This window comes from Skermanella stibiiresistens SB22 (assembly GCF_000576635.1).
In the GTDB taxonomy this organism is placed as follows: domain Bacteria; phylum Pseudomonadota; class Alphaproteobacteria; order Azospirillales; family Azospirillaceae; genus Skermanella; species Skermanella stibiiresistens.
On sequence record NZ_AVFL01000001.1, the window covers coordinates 499,164 to 514,531 of the forward strand.

12 protein-coding genes are annotated in these 15,368 nt (G+C 66.7%); 4 read left to right on the forward strand and 8 right to left on the reverse strand.

Features of this window, described 5'->3' with window-relative positions:
• Nucleotides 1-183 precede the first annotated feature (183 nt).
• Together N825_RS02140 and N825_RS02145 are read left to right on the forward strand one after the other, a co-directional pair.
• Complete coding sequence (locus N825_RS02140) at nucleotides 184-3,723, forward strand: FAD-dependent oxidoreductase (RefSeq protein WP_051511415.1); 3,540 nt, start codon at nucleotides 184-186, stop codon at nucleotides 3,721-3,723.
• Nucleotides 3,724-4,139: 416 nt separating this feature from the next.
• Nucleotides 4,140-4,565, forward strand: coding sequence for a septal ring lytic transglycosylase RlpA family protein (locus tag N825_RS02145; protein WP_051511416.1), 426 nt, complete (start codon nucleotides 4,140-4,142; stop codon nucleotides 4,563-4,565).
• A 67-nt stretch (nucleotides 4,566-4,632) separates the two neighbouring features.
• Here N825_RS02145 and N825_RS02150 read toward each other — a convergent pair whose 3' ends face one another.
• Nucleotides 4,633-5,238 carry an HPF/RaiA family ribosome-associated protein gene (locus tag N825_RS02150; protein WP_037446116.1) on the reverse strand — a complete coding sequence of 202 codons (606 nt, stop codon included), beginning with the start codon at nucleotides 5,236-5,238 and terminating at the stop codon, nucleotides 4,633-4,635.
• A 301-nt stretch (nucleotides 5,239-5,539) separates the two neighbouring features.
• Here N825_RS02150 and N825_RS36115 point away from each other — a divergent pair, with 301 nt between their 5' ends.
• Nucleotides 5,540-7,153, forward strand: coding sequence for a sensor histidine kinase (locus tag N825_RS36115; RefSeq protein WP_157618935.1), 1,614 nt, complete (start codon nucleotides 5,540-5,542; stop codon nucleotides 7,151-7,153).
• Nucleotides 7,154-7,161: 8 nt separating this feature from the next.
• Here the strand turns inward: N825_RS36115 and N825_RS02160 are convergent, their stop codons facing one another.
• Entirely contained in the window at nucleotides 7,162-7,893 is a 732-nt protein-coding gene (locus N825_RS02160; RefSeq protein ID WP_051511418.1) for a GntR family transcriptional regulator, read from the reverse strand.
• Between the two features lie 104 nt (nucleotides 7,894-7,997).
• Between N825_RS02160 and N825_RS02165 the strand changes: the two genes are divergently transcribed.
• Nucleotides 7,998-9,170, forward strand: coding sequence for a benzoate/H(+) symporter BenE family transporter (locus N825_RS02165; RefSeq protein WP_037446117.1), 1,173 nt, complete (start codon nucleotides 7,998-8,000; stop codon nucleotides 9,168-9,170).
• Between the two features lie 84 nt (nucleotides 9,171-9,254).
• Here N825_RS02165 and N825_RS02170 read toward each other — a convergent pair whose 3' ends face one another.
• The 6 genes from N825_RS02170 to N825_RS02195 all read right to left on the reverse strand — a co-directional run bounded on the left by N825_RS02170 (nucleotide 9,255) and on the right by N825_RS02195 (nucleotide 15,320).
• Complete coding sequence (locus N825_RS02170; protein ID WP_245612974.1) at nucleotides 9,255-11,003, reverse strand: ABC transporter substrate-binding protein; 1,749 nt, start codon at nucleotides 11,001-11,003, stop codon at nucleotides 9,255-9,257.
• A 91-nt stretch (nucleotides 11,004-11,094) separates the two neighbouring features.
• Nucleotides 11,095-11,397 carry a DUF2160 domain-containing protein gene (locus tag N825_RS02175; protein WP_245612975.1) on the reverse strand — a complete coding sequence of 101 codons (303 nt, stop codon included), beginning with the start codon at nucleotides 11,395-11,397 and terminating at the stop codon, nucleotides 11,095-11,097.
• Between the two features lie 12 nt (nucleotides 11,398-11,409).
• A complete protein-coding gene (locus N825_RS02180; protein ID WP_037446118.1) occupies nucleotides 11,410-12,228 on the reverse strand; it encodes a carbohydrate ABC transporter permease in 819 nt (272 codons plus the stop codon).
• Nucleotides 12,225-13,100 carry a carbohydrate ABC transporter permease gene (locus N825_RS02185; protein ID WP_037446119.1) on the reverse strand — a complete coding sequence of 292 codons (876 nt, stop codon included), beginning with the start codon at nucleotides 13,098-13,100 and terminating at the stop codon, nucleotides 12,225-12,227. The genes N825_RS02180 and N825_RS02185 overlap by 4 nt, the downstream gene beginning before the upstream one ends.
• 16 nt (nucleotides 13,101-13,116) lie before the next feature.
• On the reverse strand, nucleotides 13,117-14,202 hold the full coding sequence (locus N825_RS02190) for an ABC transporter ATP-binding protein (protein ID WP_037446120.1): 1,086 nt from the start codon (nucleotides 14,200-14,202) through the stop codon (nucleotides 13,117-13,119).
• A 17-nt stretch (nucleotides 14,203-14,219) separates the two neighbouring features.
• On the reverse strand, nucleotides 14,220-15,320 hold the full coding sequence (locus N825_RS02195; protein ID WP_037446121.1) for an ABC transporter ATP-binding protein: 1,101 nt from the start codon (nucleotides 15,318-15,320) through the stop codon (nucleotides 14,220-14,222).
• Between the last annotated feature and the right edge of the window lie 48 nt (nucleotides 15,321-15,368).

Below are 15,368 nucleotides of genomic sequence, written 5' to 3' on the forward strand. Positions count from 1 at the left end.
CCCCCAATTCAAGTTCCTGGGCATGGTCGCCGAATGATCTCCACCGGGTGCGTCCCCTCGTCGCGGGCCTGACTCGGTCCTGGCTTTCGGTGTGGCGTGACCGCGGCGGCGTGTTACAAATTGGGTATCGGGTTCCTTTGAGGACGTGGGCTTGCCCCGGATACCGCCGGCGTCCCGATCCGGATGACCGGCCGGCCCGCGCGGAAGAGCGCCACGCCAGTCATGACGGAACTCAGCCTCGGCTTCGGCCTCACCTTCTCCGATCTGTACGAGCATGCCGGGCTGGTCAGGCTCGACCGCCGGTTCGTCGAGTATCTGGGCCAGGGTGACGGCTATCTGGGCGACCGCCTGTTGGCGGCGCGCGCTTGTCCAGGCGGTCTCGATCCAGCGACGGAAAGCGCGCTGCTGATCGACTTGGCGCCCCATGTCGACGATTTCATCGGCCGCCTGTTCGGCATCTCGCGGGCTCTGGGCGACCTCGCGGCCCGCCATCACGAACTGGCGCCCCTCTACGCCGCCAAGCGGCTGTTCGTCCAGCGCCGCGCCGCCAAGGCGCACAAACCGGAACAGGCGGCTGGGTTCGATGGCGCCGCCCTGACGGCGGCGCTGGAAGCCAGCATCGGCGTCCAGTTCGACGAGCTGACCTTCGCCAAGGCCGTGATGGCTTGGAGCGAGGACGAGCCGGCCCACGCCGCCGAGTTGGACCTCGCCACCCGCTATGCCGCGTGGGCGTTGCATTCGGAGGCGGGCAGGGCGCGGCACGGCCATGGCGTGCTGTTCCAGGTGCCGCGCAAGACCGATCCCAACCACTTGGTGCCGTTGGAAGCGGCCGAGATCGGCGGCGTCACCCTGATGCGCCTGCCGGAGCACCATCGGCGCCAGCGCCAGGGTTTCGGCTTGACCGATCCCGGCACCGACCTGATCGGCGCGCTGGACGAAGTCAATTACTGCATCCTGTGCCACACCCAGGACAAGGACAGCTGCTCCAAGGGGCTGCGCGACCGCAAGACCGGCCAGTACCAGCGCAGCCCGTTCGGCGTCACCCTGACCGGCTGTCCGCTGGAGGAGAGGATCTCCGAGGCGCACACGGTCAAGGCCCAGGGCCACGCCATCGGCGCGCTGGCCATGATCGTGGTCGACAATCCCCTATGCGCCGCGACCGGGCATCGCATCTGCAACGACTGCATGAAGGCCTGCATCTACCAGAAGCAGGAGCCGGTCGATATCCCACAGGCGGAGACCCGGACGCTTAAGGACGTGCTCGAACTGCCGTGGGGGTTCGAGATCTATAGCCTGCTGACCCGCTGGAACCCGCTCGACATCCGGCGTCCCCATATGCGGCCCGACAGCGGCTACAAGGTCCTGGTGGTCGGGCTTGGCCCGGCGGGCTTCACCTTGGCGCATCACCTGATGAACGACGGGCACACCGTCGTCGGCATCGACGGGTTGAAGATCGAGCCGCTGCCGGCCGACCTCTCGGGCGTGCTGCCGATGGGCCGCCGCGTCCCGTTCCGCCCGATCCACCGCGTCGAGCATCTCCAGGACCATCTGGACGAGCGGATCATGGCCGGGTTCGGCGGTGTGGCCGAATACGGCATCACGGTCCGCTGGGACAAGAACTTCCTGAAGATGATCCGGCTGCTGCTGGAGCGGCGGCGCCGGTTCGTCATGGTCGGCGGCGTCCGGTTCGGCGGCACCCTGACGATCGAGGACGCCTTCGCCGCCGGGTTCGACCACGTGGCGCTGTGCGCCGGGGCCGGGCGTCCGACCGTGATCCCGATGCGGAACGGTCTGGCGCGCGGCGTCCGACAGGCGTCCGACTTCCTGATGGGGCTCCAACTGACCGGGGCCGCCAAGGAGGAGTCGATCGCCAACCTGGAGGTTCGCCTGCCGATCGTGGTGGTCGGCGGCGGCTTGACCGCGATCGACACGGCGACCGAGTCGCTGGCCTATTACCCGGTCCAGGTCGAGAAGTTCCTGCGCCGGTTCGAGACCCTGGCCGCCGAGCGCGGCGAGGAGGCCGTCCGCCGGGCTTGGTCGGAGGAGGAGGGCCTGACCGCCGACGAGTTCATCGCCCACGCCCGCGCCATCCGGGCCGAGCGCGAACGCGCCCGCGTCGAGGGCTATCCACCCCGCATCCGGGAACTGCTCGACCAATGGGGCGGCGCCACGGTGGCCTATCGCCGCCGGCTGATCGACGCGCCCAGCTACACCCTTAACCACGAGGAGGTCGAGCACGGCTTGGCCGAGGGCATCCGCTTCCTGGAATGTGTCAGCCCGCGCACGGTGGAGGTCGACCGCTTCGGCCACGCCGCTGGGCTGCGTGTCACCCATGACGCCGCCGGACCCGATGGCGTGGTGGCACCCGCCACCGAGGATGTCCTGCTGCCGGCCCGCACCATCCTGATCGCGGCGGGCACCCAGCCCAACACGGTGCTGGCGCGCGAGGAGCCGGACTGGGTCGAGCTGGATGGCCGTTATTTCCAGGCGCTGGACGAGGACGGCCACCCGGTCACGCCCGAGCGGTCGTGCAAGCCCGGAGCGGTCCACGTATTGATGAGCCGGCATCCCGATGGCCGGTCGGTATCGTTCTTCGGCGACCTCCACCCCTCCTTCGCCGGCAACGTGGTCAAGGCCATGAGCGGGGCGAAGCAGGGTTATCCGGTGGTCTCCCGCGTGATGGCCCGCCTGCGGCCCACCGCCGTCCCGGCGGACGCCGTGATCGACATGGTCAACCATGACCTGCGCGCTACCGTCCACCATGTCGTCCGCCTGACACCCAACATCGTCGAGGTCGTCGTCAAGGCGCCGCGCGCCGCCGCCCGGTTCCAGCCCGGCCAGTTCTACCGCCTGCAGAACTTCGAGACGCTGGCCCATCAGGTGGACGGCACCACGCTGGCGATGGAGGGCTTGGCGCTGACCGGCGCCTCGGTCGACCGCGAGCACGGCCTGCTCTCCACCATCGTGCTGGAGATGGGCGGCTCGTCCGACCTATGCGCGCTGCTGAAGGCCGGCGATCCGGTGATCCTGATGGGACCGACCGGCACCGCGACGGAGATTCCCGAGAACGAGACCGTCTGTCTGGTCGGCGGCGGGTTGGGCAACGCCGTGCTGTTCTCGATCGGACAGGCCTGCCGGGCCAAGGGCAACCGGGTGGTCTATTTCGCCGGCTACAAGAAGCTGATCGACCGCTACAAGGTCGATCAGATCGAAGCGGCGGCCGACCTCGTGGTCTGGTGCTCCGACGAGGCTCCCGGCTTCGAGCCGACACGTCCGGGCGACCGCCGCTTCGTCGGCAACATCGTCCGCGCCATCCAGGCCTACGCCGAGGGCGGCCTGGGTGTTCCCGCCATCCCGCTGAACGAGGTCGACCGCATCGTCGCGATCGGCTCGGACCGCATGATGCACGCGGTGGCGCTGGCCCGCCACACGGTGCTGGCGCCCCATCTCAAGCCCGGCCACGTGGCGATCGGCTCGATCAACAGTCCCATGCAATGCATGATGAAGGAGATCTGCGCCCAATGCCTCCAGGCCCACAAGGACCCGGTGACCGGCGCCGAGACGGTGGTGTTCTCCTGCTTCAAACAGGACCAGGACCTCGACCGCGTCGACTTCGCTGGGCTTAACGAACGCCTGCGCCAGAACGGAGTCCAGGAGAAGCTGACCGCCCAATGGATCGACCGCTGCCTCAAGGCGCTGCACCTGAGACGGCTTTCGGCTTGATTGGGGATGGTTTCGGTGTTGCGAACCTGATCTTACCCAGATGCCACGCCTCCCACGGACGGTGCCTGCGTCACGCGGCGCCCACCTTGAGCGGAGGCGGCAGGGATCAAGTCCGGCCGTGGTGGAAATGGCTCAAATGACACTTGCGTGGCGCGGGGGAACAGCTCGATTTGGCGCCTGGGCGGTACCCCCGGCCATCGCAGGGCTCAGCGCAGGCCCAGGAAGGACAGGATCGCGAGGATGACGACGATGACACCGATGATGACGAAGATGTTGGGCATTGATTGGCTCCGAAAGCAGGACGTGAGTGACACAAAACGTCCAATTCGTGGCAAAGTTCCACAGTTTCCATAACTGGAACAAATCGACTGCGCCGACTGTTGGTCTGTCAGGATTAACCATAGTCGGATTGACTGATGACGTTTAAGAAAACCCTGATCGCCACCCTGCTAGCCATTACGGTTTGCCTGCCCTTCACTTTCGATACCGCCCATTCGACTGGAAAACCGTCGCACAAGTTCAGGCAGGTCGGGACCGCGTCCTGGTACGGCCCCGGCTTCCATGGCAAGAAGACCGCCAGCGGCACCCGCTTCGACCAGAACAAGCTGACCGCCGCCCACCGCTCGCTGCCGCTGGATACCGTGGTCAAGGTGACCAACCTGGACAACGGCAAGACCGTCAAAGTCCGGGTCAACGACCGCGGTCCCTATTCCGGCAAGCGGGTGATCGATCTCTCCAAGGCGGCGGCCAACAAGCTCGACATGACCAGCGACGGCACCGCCCGCGTCCGGATCGAGGTCGCCGAGGCGCCCGGTTCGAACCAGAGCGCCTCTTCCAACTAATCTCGGCCCTGGCCGCTGGGGCGGAGAGTAGACGGGGCCGGCCGGAAGCCCCTGCTTGTTGTTGGGCTCAGGCCGGTTCGTCCCCACCCCCATCTTGCCCGACATGTTGGTGCTCGCTGGTGACGCGCCATACCTTGCTGGCCTGTGGGCCGGTCTCACCCATCACCTCGACATAATGGACGGGATCGCCCTCCGAGAAGTTCTCCAGGTCCTCGTTCATCACGGAGTTGCGGTGGAACCAGAGTTGCGTTCCCTCGGCGCTACGTAGGAAGCCGAAATCGCTTCGAGCGTTGATCCTCATGATGTGCCCAGGCATGGGTGTGTCGTGGGTCTTGGTGTCGTTCGAGATCTTTCCCTTATGGTCCTTCAGCATCCGCTCGGCCGTGTCGAAAGCGTCCTTCATCACTGCGAGGATGTCCGGATCGGCGAATTTCTCCCGCGCGCGGTTCGGCTCCTTGCTGACCACCAGATCGTTACCCGGTACGGACATCTCGATCCGGACCCGACCGATGTTGCCCTTCTGGTGCTGTTTATGCGGCGCCTCGATGACGACCCGGCAGGCGATCAGGCGAGGAAAAAGCTTCTCCAACTTGGCAACACGCTCGCGGACGCGGGCCTCCAGGCTCGCTGAGGAGTCGAGGTTGTGAAAGGCGATTTCCAGCGGAACTTCCATGATGACTTGTCCTTACTTGCCAGAGACCATGACCAGACCAACAGGCTGCGGACCGCTTTGGCACGGTAAGGATAACCACAGGTTTTTCGAACGAAATTTTTGCGAAAATCGAACCATATTATTCCAGCTTTATAATACTGCGCTTCGTTAGCGGGATAATCCAAAATATCGCTTGCTCATAGGCGAGTAATTCATCCAAATCTATGGTGCGCAGTTAAGACTGCGGTAATAGACTTTTACCGATAATCTAATCCGGGCGGGTTGATCGTCCTTTCGTGGGGCGAGCTTGGGAGACGGCAGCGTGCAAAACGAAGTGGATGTCCAGGATCATCAGGGAGCATTTCTCAGGCAGGAATCCTTGGCGCGGCTTGGCCGACCCCGCGTCGCGACTGCGGCGCCCCTGCCGGCTTCCACTTGCGATGTCGTTTTCGCCCAGACGTTGAGCAGGATTTCGAGCGTCGCGCGCGGATTGGACGATTCGCCGACCGCGGAACCCCTGCTCAACGCCATCGCGGCCTTGCTCGACGGTGTACCGGGATTGTCCGGCGCCGAATTCCTGCTTGGCAACACTACTTCTCAGATTTGGCGCAAACTGGAAACGACCGCGGGCGTGGGCTGGGTCGCGACCGAGGAAAGGACGCATCTGGTTCCCCTGCGGGCGGGCCGCCAGCACCATGGCTGGCTGCGCCTTCGGCACGATCCCGCGCTGCCCTTGGCTGGGCTGGCGGCCGAACTTGGGGCGATCGGACGGATGGTGGGCTCGCATCTCGGGCGCCGCCGGTCGGCCGAACCGCCGGATAGGACCAACTGGGATACAACCAACCGGGATAAGGCGGAAACGCGCGTGACCGTGAGACGCGAACCGGACCGGAACATCGATCACACCATCATGGCCGCCGTCGCGCGCGCGCAGGGCGCCGCCCTGCGCGGCGAGCCGGCAGGCGAGGCGCTGGCGCCGCTGCTGGCGATCCTGATGGACGTCACCGGCAGCCAGGATGTCAGGATCGCCGACGGTGGCCTGGACCTGGTGTGCGCCATCACTCCCCTGTCGGCGGAGGCGCTCTCCAGCACCGAGTCGGCGATCTCCGCGATCCTCGAGTCGGAAGCACGGAACGACCGGATGGCGGCCGACCTGAGCGCAGCGACCAATCGGGCGGACCGCGCCGAGTTCGCCGATCTGGCCAAGACCGAGTTCCTGGCGACCATGAGCCATGAGCTTCGCACGCCGCTGAACGCGATCCTGGGCTTCTCCGAACTGCTCCAGAACCAGACCTTCGGTCCGCTCGGCGGCCCGATCAGCGGCGCGCGCTATGTCGGATACGCCACCGATATCCACGACAGTGGCCGGCTTCTGCTCCAGATCATCTCCGACATCATGGACGTGGCCAAAGTCGAGACCGGGCGGATCCATCTGGCGCACGACTGGGTCGACACCCGCCAGCTGCTGTCCTCGGTCGTCCGGCTGATCGAACCGCGCGCCGCCGCCGCCGACATCGCGTTCGAGATGGTGGTCTCGGGCGAACCCCTGCCGCGTTTGTGGGCTGACGAGCGCCTGGTCAAGCAGGCGCTGCTGAACATCCTGTCAAACGCCGTCAAGTTCACTCCCCGTGGCGGCAGCATCCGGCTGACCGCGACGCCCATCGACCTCGGCGAGGGCGACGCTGGCCTCGCGGTCGAGATCACCGATACCGGGCTGGGCATCGCCGAGTCGGAGTTGACGCGGGTGTTCGAGCCGTTCCACCGGGGCGACGGCGCCACCAATCGGAAGTTCGAGGGCACCGGCCTGGGTCTGCCGCTGGCCCGGTCGTTCATCGACCTGCACGGTGGCTCGCTGACCTTGGACAGCGTCCAGGGCGCCGGCACCACGGTCAGGATCAGCCTGCCGCCGGCGCGGGCCGACATCGCGGCGGAATAAGGCGCCCTTCAGCGCGCCGCGAACGGATTCTCGGCGGACAAGCGCTCGGCGAAGAAGCGGGCGATCGTGTCGGCGGCGGTCGCGATGTGCCGCCGCAGCACGTCGGTCGCCCGCCCGATGTCGCCTTCGGCCGCGGCCGCCAGCATGGCGCGGTGATCCTCCTGCGACAGGTGCTCCGGCCCCTTGGCGGCGAGGTGGAAGCGGAGATAACGATCGAACGCCGCCAGTTGCGACTCGGCCAACGCGAGCAGCTTGGGATGCCCGGCGCGGCCATAGAGCGACATGTGGAATCGCCGGTTCAACTCGCCCATCCGGGATGGATCCGGCTCGCCGTCCATGTCGGCGATCAGGTCGGCGGCGCGGGCGAGGTCGTCGGCGGTGAGGTTCGGAATTGACAGGGCCAGCGCCGCCGGTTCCAGGGCCAGCCGGATCGCGTAGGTGTCGGCCGCGTCGGCCGCCGAGATCTCCGTCACCACGGCACCCTTGTGCGGCACGAAGTCGATCAGGGCCTGGGCCTCCAATTGGCGCAGCGCCTCGCGCACCGGCATGCGGCTGACGCCGAACGCCGCCGCCAAGTCCTCCTGACGAAGCGGTGTTCCCCCGGACAGCCTGCCGGACAGGATGGCCGCGCGCAGCGTCGCCTCGACGAAGCCGGTGGCGGTGCGGTGGCGCGCCGGGGTCCTCGCGATCAGGTCGGCGAGATCGGAAGAGGCTGGGGCCAAAGCGGACTGTGGGTTCATCCAATATCCAGATGTTGATTGGATCCAATTTTCAGGTAGGGTGGCCGGCCTGGAACCGCAACCCTGATCGGCTGGCATTGTCCGCCGGACCGAGGATATCCGCCATGTCGGAAATGATCGCCAGCCGGTCGATGATACAGCCCGTGACCGCCGGCCTGCTGGCCGCCGTGGTCGGCTTCGGCAGCTCCTTCCCGATCGTCCTCCAGGGATTGGCGGGCGTGGGTGCCACGCCGGCGCAGGCGGCGTCGGGATTGCTGGCGCTTTGTCTGGCGACCGGCGTGCTGGGAGCGGTCCACAGCATCGTCACCCGACAGCCGGTCAGCATGGCGTGGTCGACTCCGGGCGCCGCCCTGCTGATCTCGACCGGCGTGCCGGAGGGCGGCTTCGCCGTGTCCGTCGGAGCCTTCATCGTCGCGGCGCTGCTGGTCACGCTGGCGGGCATCTGGCGTCCGTTCGGCCGCGCCGTCGTCTCGATCCCGATGAGCTTGGCGAGCGCCATGCTGGCGGGGGTGCTGCTGGACCTGTGCCTGGCTCCCGTCCGCGCGGTCGGGGCATTGCCGGAACTGGCGCTTCCGATCGTCATCACCTGGGCGCTGGGCTGGCGCTTCGCGAGGATCTACGCGGTGCCGCTGGCGGTGGTGGTGACGGCGCTGATCGTCTTCGTGGCGACGCCGATCCCGGCGGAGGCGCTGGCCGACATCTGGCCGAACCCCGTGTTCGTGGCGCCCAGCTTCACCCTGGCCTCACTCGTCGGCATCGCCGTGCCGCTGTTCATCGTGACCATGGCGTCGCAGAACGTGCCTGGACTGGCGGTGATGCGGGGCAACGGCTATCAGCCCAAGGTCGGCCCGATCTTCATTTCGACCGGGCTGTTCAGCGCGGTCTCCGCCCTGTTCGGCGGTCACGCGGTCAATCTGGCGGCGATCACGGCGGCGCTGTGCGCCGGGCCCGAGGCGCATCCCGATCCCGCGCGGCGCTATCTGGCGCCCATCGCCGCCGGCGTCGCCTATGTCCTGTTGGGCTTGTTCGCCGCCTTCGCGGCGGCCTTCATCGCCGCCTCCCCTCCGCTGCTGATCCAGGCGGTCGCTGGATTGGCGCTGCTGAGCAGCCTGGCTGGCGCCCTGACCAGCGCGCTGGCCGACACGGATGAGCGGCTGCCGGCCATCGTCACCTTCGTCACGACAGCGTCAGGCGTCGCCTTCTTCGGCATCGGCGCGGCGTTCTGGGGGCTGGTGGCCGGTGGGCTGCTGATGGCGCTCGGCCATTTCCGGCGATAGCCGCGACGATCGGCCTCCCAACGGAAAAGGGCGGACGTCGCCGTCCGCCCTCCGCCCCGTGAGTGGTTGTGTTGTGACGACCGCTTACCGCACCTTGCCCTGCTTCCAGGCCGACAGAAGCTGGTCGTAGGCGACGGTCTCGCCCTTGGGCTTCTCGTCGGATAGCTTCGGCTTCGGGGCGCCAGGCTGGTCGAACCAGTATTGCGCGTCCTGCACCTTGTTCAGCTTGGGACCGCACGCACCCTGGACGTTGGCGCGCTCCAGCCGGGCCAGGACGGCGTCTTGGGCTTCGGCCAAGCTGTCCATCGCCTGCTGCGGAGTCTTCTCGCCCGTCACGGCCTCGGCGACGTTCTGCCACCACAGCTGCGCCAGCTTGGGATAGTCGGGAACGTTGGTGCCGGTCGGCGTCCACGACACGCGGGCCGGGCTGCGGTAGAACTCGACCAGACCGCCCAGCTTGGGCGCCATGTCGGTCATCGCCTGGGTCTGGAGATCCGACTCGCGGATGGGGGTCAACCCGACCATGGTCTTCTTCAGCGAGGTCGACTTGGCGACGGTGAACTGGGCGTAGAGCCAAGCCGCCTTGCGCCGCTCCAGCGGGGTGCTCTTCATCAGCGTCCAGGAGCCGGTATCCTGATAGCCCAGCTTCATCCCCTCCTCCCAATAGGCGCCGTGGGGCGATGGAGCCATGCGCCACTTGGGCGTACCGTCGGCGTTGACCACCGGCAATCCGGGCTTGGTCATGTCGGCGGTGAAGGCGGTGTACCAGAAGATCTGCTGGGCGATGGCTCCCTGCGCCGGGACCGGGCCCGATTCGGAGAACGTCATGCCGCCGGCCTCGGGAGGCGCGTATTTCTTCAGCCAGTCGATGTATTTGGTCAGCGCGTAGACGGAGGCCGGGCCATTGGTGTCGCCGCCGCGCGTGACGCTGGAGCCGGCCGGGTTGCAGCCCTCGACCCGGATGCCCCACTCGTCGACCGGCAAGCCGTTGGGGATGCCCTTGTCGCCCGCACCCGCCATGCTCAGCCACGCGTCGGTGAAGCGCCAGCCGAGCGACGGGTCCTTCTTACCATAGTCCATGTGGCCGTAGACGCGCACACCGTCGATGTTCTTGACGTCGTTGGTGAAGAAGTCGGCGATGTCCTCGTAGGCCGACCAATTGACCGGCACGCCCAGGTCATAGCCGTACTTGGCCTTGAACTTCTCCTTGAGGTCTGGCCGCGCGAACCAGTCGGCGCGGAACCAATAGAGGTTGGCGAACTGCTGGTCGGGCAGCTGGTAGAGCTTGCCATCCGGCGCGGTGGTGAAGCTCTTGCCGATGAAGTCGTTGACGTCCAGGGTCGGCAGGGTGACGTCCTTGCCCTCGCCCGCCATCCAGTCGGTCAGCGCCACCACCTGGCCATAGCGGAAATGGGTTCCGATCAGGTCGCTGTCGTTGACATAGGCGTCGTAGACGCTGCGGCCCGACTGCATCTGGGTCTGCAGCTTCTCGATGACGTCGCCTTCCTGGATCAGGTCGTGCTTCAGCTTGATGCCGGTGATCTCGCTGAAGGCGCGGGCCAGGGTCTTCGACTCGTACTCATGGGTGGTGATGGTCTCGGACACGACCGAGATCTCCATGCCCTTGAACGGTTCGGCAGCCTTCATGAACCATTCCATCTCCTTCAGCTGCTCCTCCTTGGAGAGGCTGGAAGGCTGGAATTCCTGATCGATCCATTTTTGGGCGGCGTTGAGCTGGTCGGCGGTCTGCGCCCAGGCGGGCGCTCCCGCGAGCGTCAGAAAGGACGCCAGCACCGTACTGGCCATCAGGCTTGTTCGCACCGTCTTCGACATTGCTTCCTCCGAACCGTTCTTGGTTGTTATCGTCCAGTGGTGATCGTCCTCGTGATCGGGCGGAACCTCCCGGGGTGAGCCGGACGGGAGTTCACCCGAACCTCATGACCACAGCCATCCACAGCAGCGACAGCCCGAACGCGATCCAAAGGTTCAGGTCGGTGAAGCCGACGGTGGCGAGGTGGATATAGGCGCTGCCGAGCAGGCCGATGAACAGCCGGTCGCCGCGCGTGGTGGGCATCGGCAGGAAGCCCCGCCGCTCCACCGTGGGCGACACCGTCTGCCAGACCGTCATGCCGGCCAGGATCAGCGCGATGCCGGCGAAGAAGGCGGCGGTCGGACCCGTCCAGGCCATCCACTCCAGCTCCGTGGCGAGTTCGCTGGCGATGTCCATGGGGCCGCCTCCTCAGACGCGGCCAAGGGCGAAGCCCTTGGCGATGTAGTTGCGGACGAACCAGATCACCAGCGCGCCCGGCACGATGGTCAGCACGCCGGCCGCGGCCAGCAGGCCCCAGTCCATGCCGGCGGCGCTGACGGTGCGGGTCATGGTGGCGGCGATCGGCTTGGCGTCGACGCTGGTCAGGGTGCGGGCCAGCAGCAGCTCGACCCAGCTGAACATGAAGCAGAAGAAGGCGGTGACGCCGATGCCGGCCCGGATCAGCGGCAGGAAGATCGTCAGGAAGAACCGGGGAAAGCCGTAGCCGTCGATATAGGCGGTCTCGTCGATCTCGCGCGGGACGCCGGACATGAAGCCTTCCAGGATCCAGACCGCCAGCGGCACGTTGAACAGGCAGTGGGCCAACGCCACGGCGATGTGGGTGTCGATCAGGCCGAAGGTGGAGTAGAGCTGGAAGAACGGCAGCAGGAACACCGCCGGCGGCGCCATCCGGTTGGTCAGCAGCCAGAAGAACATGTGCTTGTCGCCCAGGAAGCGATAGCGCGAGAAGGCGTAGGCGGCCGGCAGCGCCACGGACAGCGAGATCACCGTGTTGAGCGCCACGTACTGGATCGAGTTGAGATAGCCGTTGTACCAGGACGGATCGGTGAGGATCGTCACGTAATTGGCGAAGGTGATCGTCTGGGGGAACAGGCTGAAGCCGCCAAGGATCTCCTGGTTGGGCTTGACCGACATGGCGAGCAGCCAATAGATCGGCAGCAGCAGGAAGACGAAATAGGCGATCAGCCCAATGTGGCGCTTCTTGAAGCCGACTCCGGTGGGGTTCATCGCGCGTCCTCCCGGTCGGTGTGGGTGATGTAGGTGTAGAAGACCCACGACAGCAGCAGGATCACCAGGAAGTAGATCAGCGAGAAGGCGGCCGCCGGACCCAGGTCGAACTGCCCGACCGCGATCTGCGCCAGGAACTGGCTGAGGAAGGTCGTCGCGTTGCCGGGACCGCCGCCGGTCAGGACGAACGGCTCGGTGTAGATCATGAAGCTGTCCATGAAGCGCAGCAGGATCGCGATGGTCAGGACCCGGCGCATCTTGGGCAGCTGGATGTGGCGGAACACCGCCCAGGCCGAGGCGCCGTCGATCTTGGCCGCCTGGTAGAAGGCCTCCGGGATCGACCGCAGCCCGGCGAAGCACAGCAGGATGACCAGCGGCGTCCAGTGCCAGACATCCATGATCAGCACGGTCAGCCAGGCGTCGAACGCGTTGGACGTGTAGTTGTAGGGAATGCCGAGGGCGTTGACCGCGACGCCGGCCATGCCGATGTCGGGCCGGGCGTAGAGCTGCCAGATGGTGCCAACCACGTTCCACGGGATCAGCAGCGGCAGCGCCACCAGCACGAGGCAGAGCGACGAGCGCCAGCCCTTGGCCGGCAGGGTCAGGGCGATGGCGATGCCCAGGGGGATCTGGATCAGCAGCACGCAGCCGGAGAAGACGAGCTGGCGCAGGAAGGCGCCGTGCAGGCGCTCGTCGTTCAGGACCTGCTCGAACCACTCGGTCCCGACGAAGACCCGCTGGAACGGTCCCAGGATGTCCTGGACCGAGTAGTTGACCACCGTCATCAGCGGGATGATCGCGCTGATCGCGACGATCAGGAAGACCGGCAGGACCAGGAACCAGGCCTTGTTGTCATGGGGGCGGTTGTCCATCGTGTCCTGTCCTCCGTCACGCGACCAGCCGGCCGTCGGCGTAGAGCCGGGTGCGGTCGGGTGGGAAGGTCAGCCAGCCGCGCTCGGCGGGGACGGGCGCGTCCTCGTCCAGCTTGGCCTTGAGCCGGTGGCGGCCGAGCTTGGCCGTGACGATCTTGAAGTTGCCCAGATCCTCGACCGAGGCGATCTCGGCCGGCAGCGCGCCGTTGCCCTGGGAGGCGCTGACGCGCAGGTGTTCGGGCCGGATGCCGATCTCAAGCGGCACGCCGTGCCGCGGCGCGTGGTCGAGCACCTCGCGGGCGAGCGGAATGCGGATGTCGTCGACCACGGCCGAACCGCCCTCGAACCGGCAGGGCAGGAAGTTCATGCCGGGACTGCCGATGAAGTATCCCACGAAGGTGTGGGCCGGCACCTCGAACAGCTGCTGCGGCGTGCCAAGCTGCATGACCTGCCCGTCATGCATGACGACCACCTGCTGGGCGAAGGTCAGCGCCTCGTTCTGGTCGTGGGTGACGTAGATCAGGCTGAGCCGGAACCGCTCGTGGATCTGCTTGAGCTTGCGGCGCAGCAGCCATTTCAGCTGCGGGTCGATCACGGTCAGCGGCTCGTCGAACAGGATCGCCGCCACGTCGCTGCGCACCAGCCCGCGGCCGAGCGAGATCTTCTGCTTCTGGTCGGCGGTCAGGCCGCGCGCCCGGCGTCCGAGATCGGCCGACAGCTCCAGCATGTCCGCGACCTCCTCGACCCGGGCGCGGACCTCCTTCTCGGCGACCTTGCGGTTGCGCAAGGGGAAGGCGAGGTTGTCGAACACCGACATGGTGTCGTAGATCACCGGAAACTGGAACACCTGCGCGATGTTGCGCTCCTGCGGCGGCAGCCGGGTCACGTCGCGGCCGTCGAACAGCACCTGCCCCTCGCTGGGGACAAGCAGGCCGGAGATGATATTGAGCAAGGTCGTCTTGCCGCAGCCGCTGGGTCCCAGCAGGGCATAGGCGCCGCCGTCCTCCCAGACATGCTCCATCGGCTTCAGCGCGTAGTCGGCGCCGGTTTTCGGATTCGGCCTGTAGGCGTGGGCGAGACCGCGCAGTTCGATGCGTGCCATGCTGGCTCTCCCTTTCCCTATTCCGCCGCCATGCCGAGACGCGGGCGCGGCGGGGCCGCGACCAGCCGCCCGTCGGCGCCGAACGCGAACAACCGGCGCGGGTTGATCCAAGCGGTCACCGTCTCGCCCAGTCCCAGGGAGTGAACGCCCTCCTGCTGGACGACCCACGCGAAACCCTTGCCGTGGACATGGATGAAGGTCTCCGATCCGCTGATCTCCGCCAGTTCGACCGTGCCGGGAACCGGGATGTCGTCGTCATGGGCGCGGAAGACCGAGAGATGGTTGGCGCGCGCGCCGAAGCGGTAGCGACCGTGGGGCAGGTCGGCCAAGTGCCCGACGGCGGGAACCCGGATGCCATCGGCCAGCAGCACACCGGCGCCATCGACCATGCCGTCCACTTGGTTCAAGGGTGGATCGCTGAAGACTTGGCCGACCCGCAGCGAGGCCGGCTGGTGATAGACCTCGACCGTCGGTCCGGTCTGGATGACGCGGCCCTCGTGGAGCACGACGATGGTGCCGCCCAGCATCAGCGCTTCCAGAGGCTCGGTCGTGGCGTAGACGACGATCGAGCGGTGGCGCTTGAAGATCTCGCGCATCTCGGCGCGCAGCTCCTCGCGCAGCTTGTAGTCGAGGTTGACCAGCGGCTCGTCGAGCAGCAGCAGGCCGGCCTCCTTGACCAGCGCTCGGGCGATCGCGGTGCGCTGCTGCTGGCCGCCGCTGAGTTCGGCGGGAAGGCGGCCGAGCAAGCCATCGATATGCATGATGGCGGCGGATTCTCGCACCTTGCGGTCGATCTCCGCTTTGGGCAGTCCGGCCAGCTTTAGCGGCGAGGCGATGTTGTCGTAGACGGTGAAGGACGGGTAGTTGACGAACTGCTGGTAGACCATCGCGACGTCGCGGGTCCGCACCGAGCGGCCAGTGACGTCGGTGCCCTGCCACAGCACCTTGCCGCCGCTCGGCCGGTCCAACCCGGCCATCAGCCGCATCAGCGAGGTCTTGCCCGCCAAGGTCGGACCGAACAACACGTTGAGGGAGCCCGGTTCGAGCGTGAGCGAGAGATCTTGAAGATGGGTCTCACCGCCGACGACGCGGGAAATCCGGTCCAGCACGAGGCTCATGGGCGCCCGATCCGGCAATCAAGGCACCACCCAAGGCGGTGGTAAACC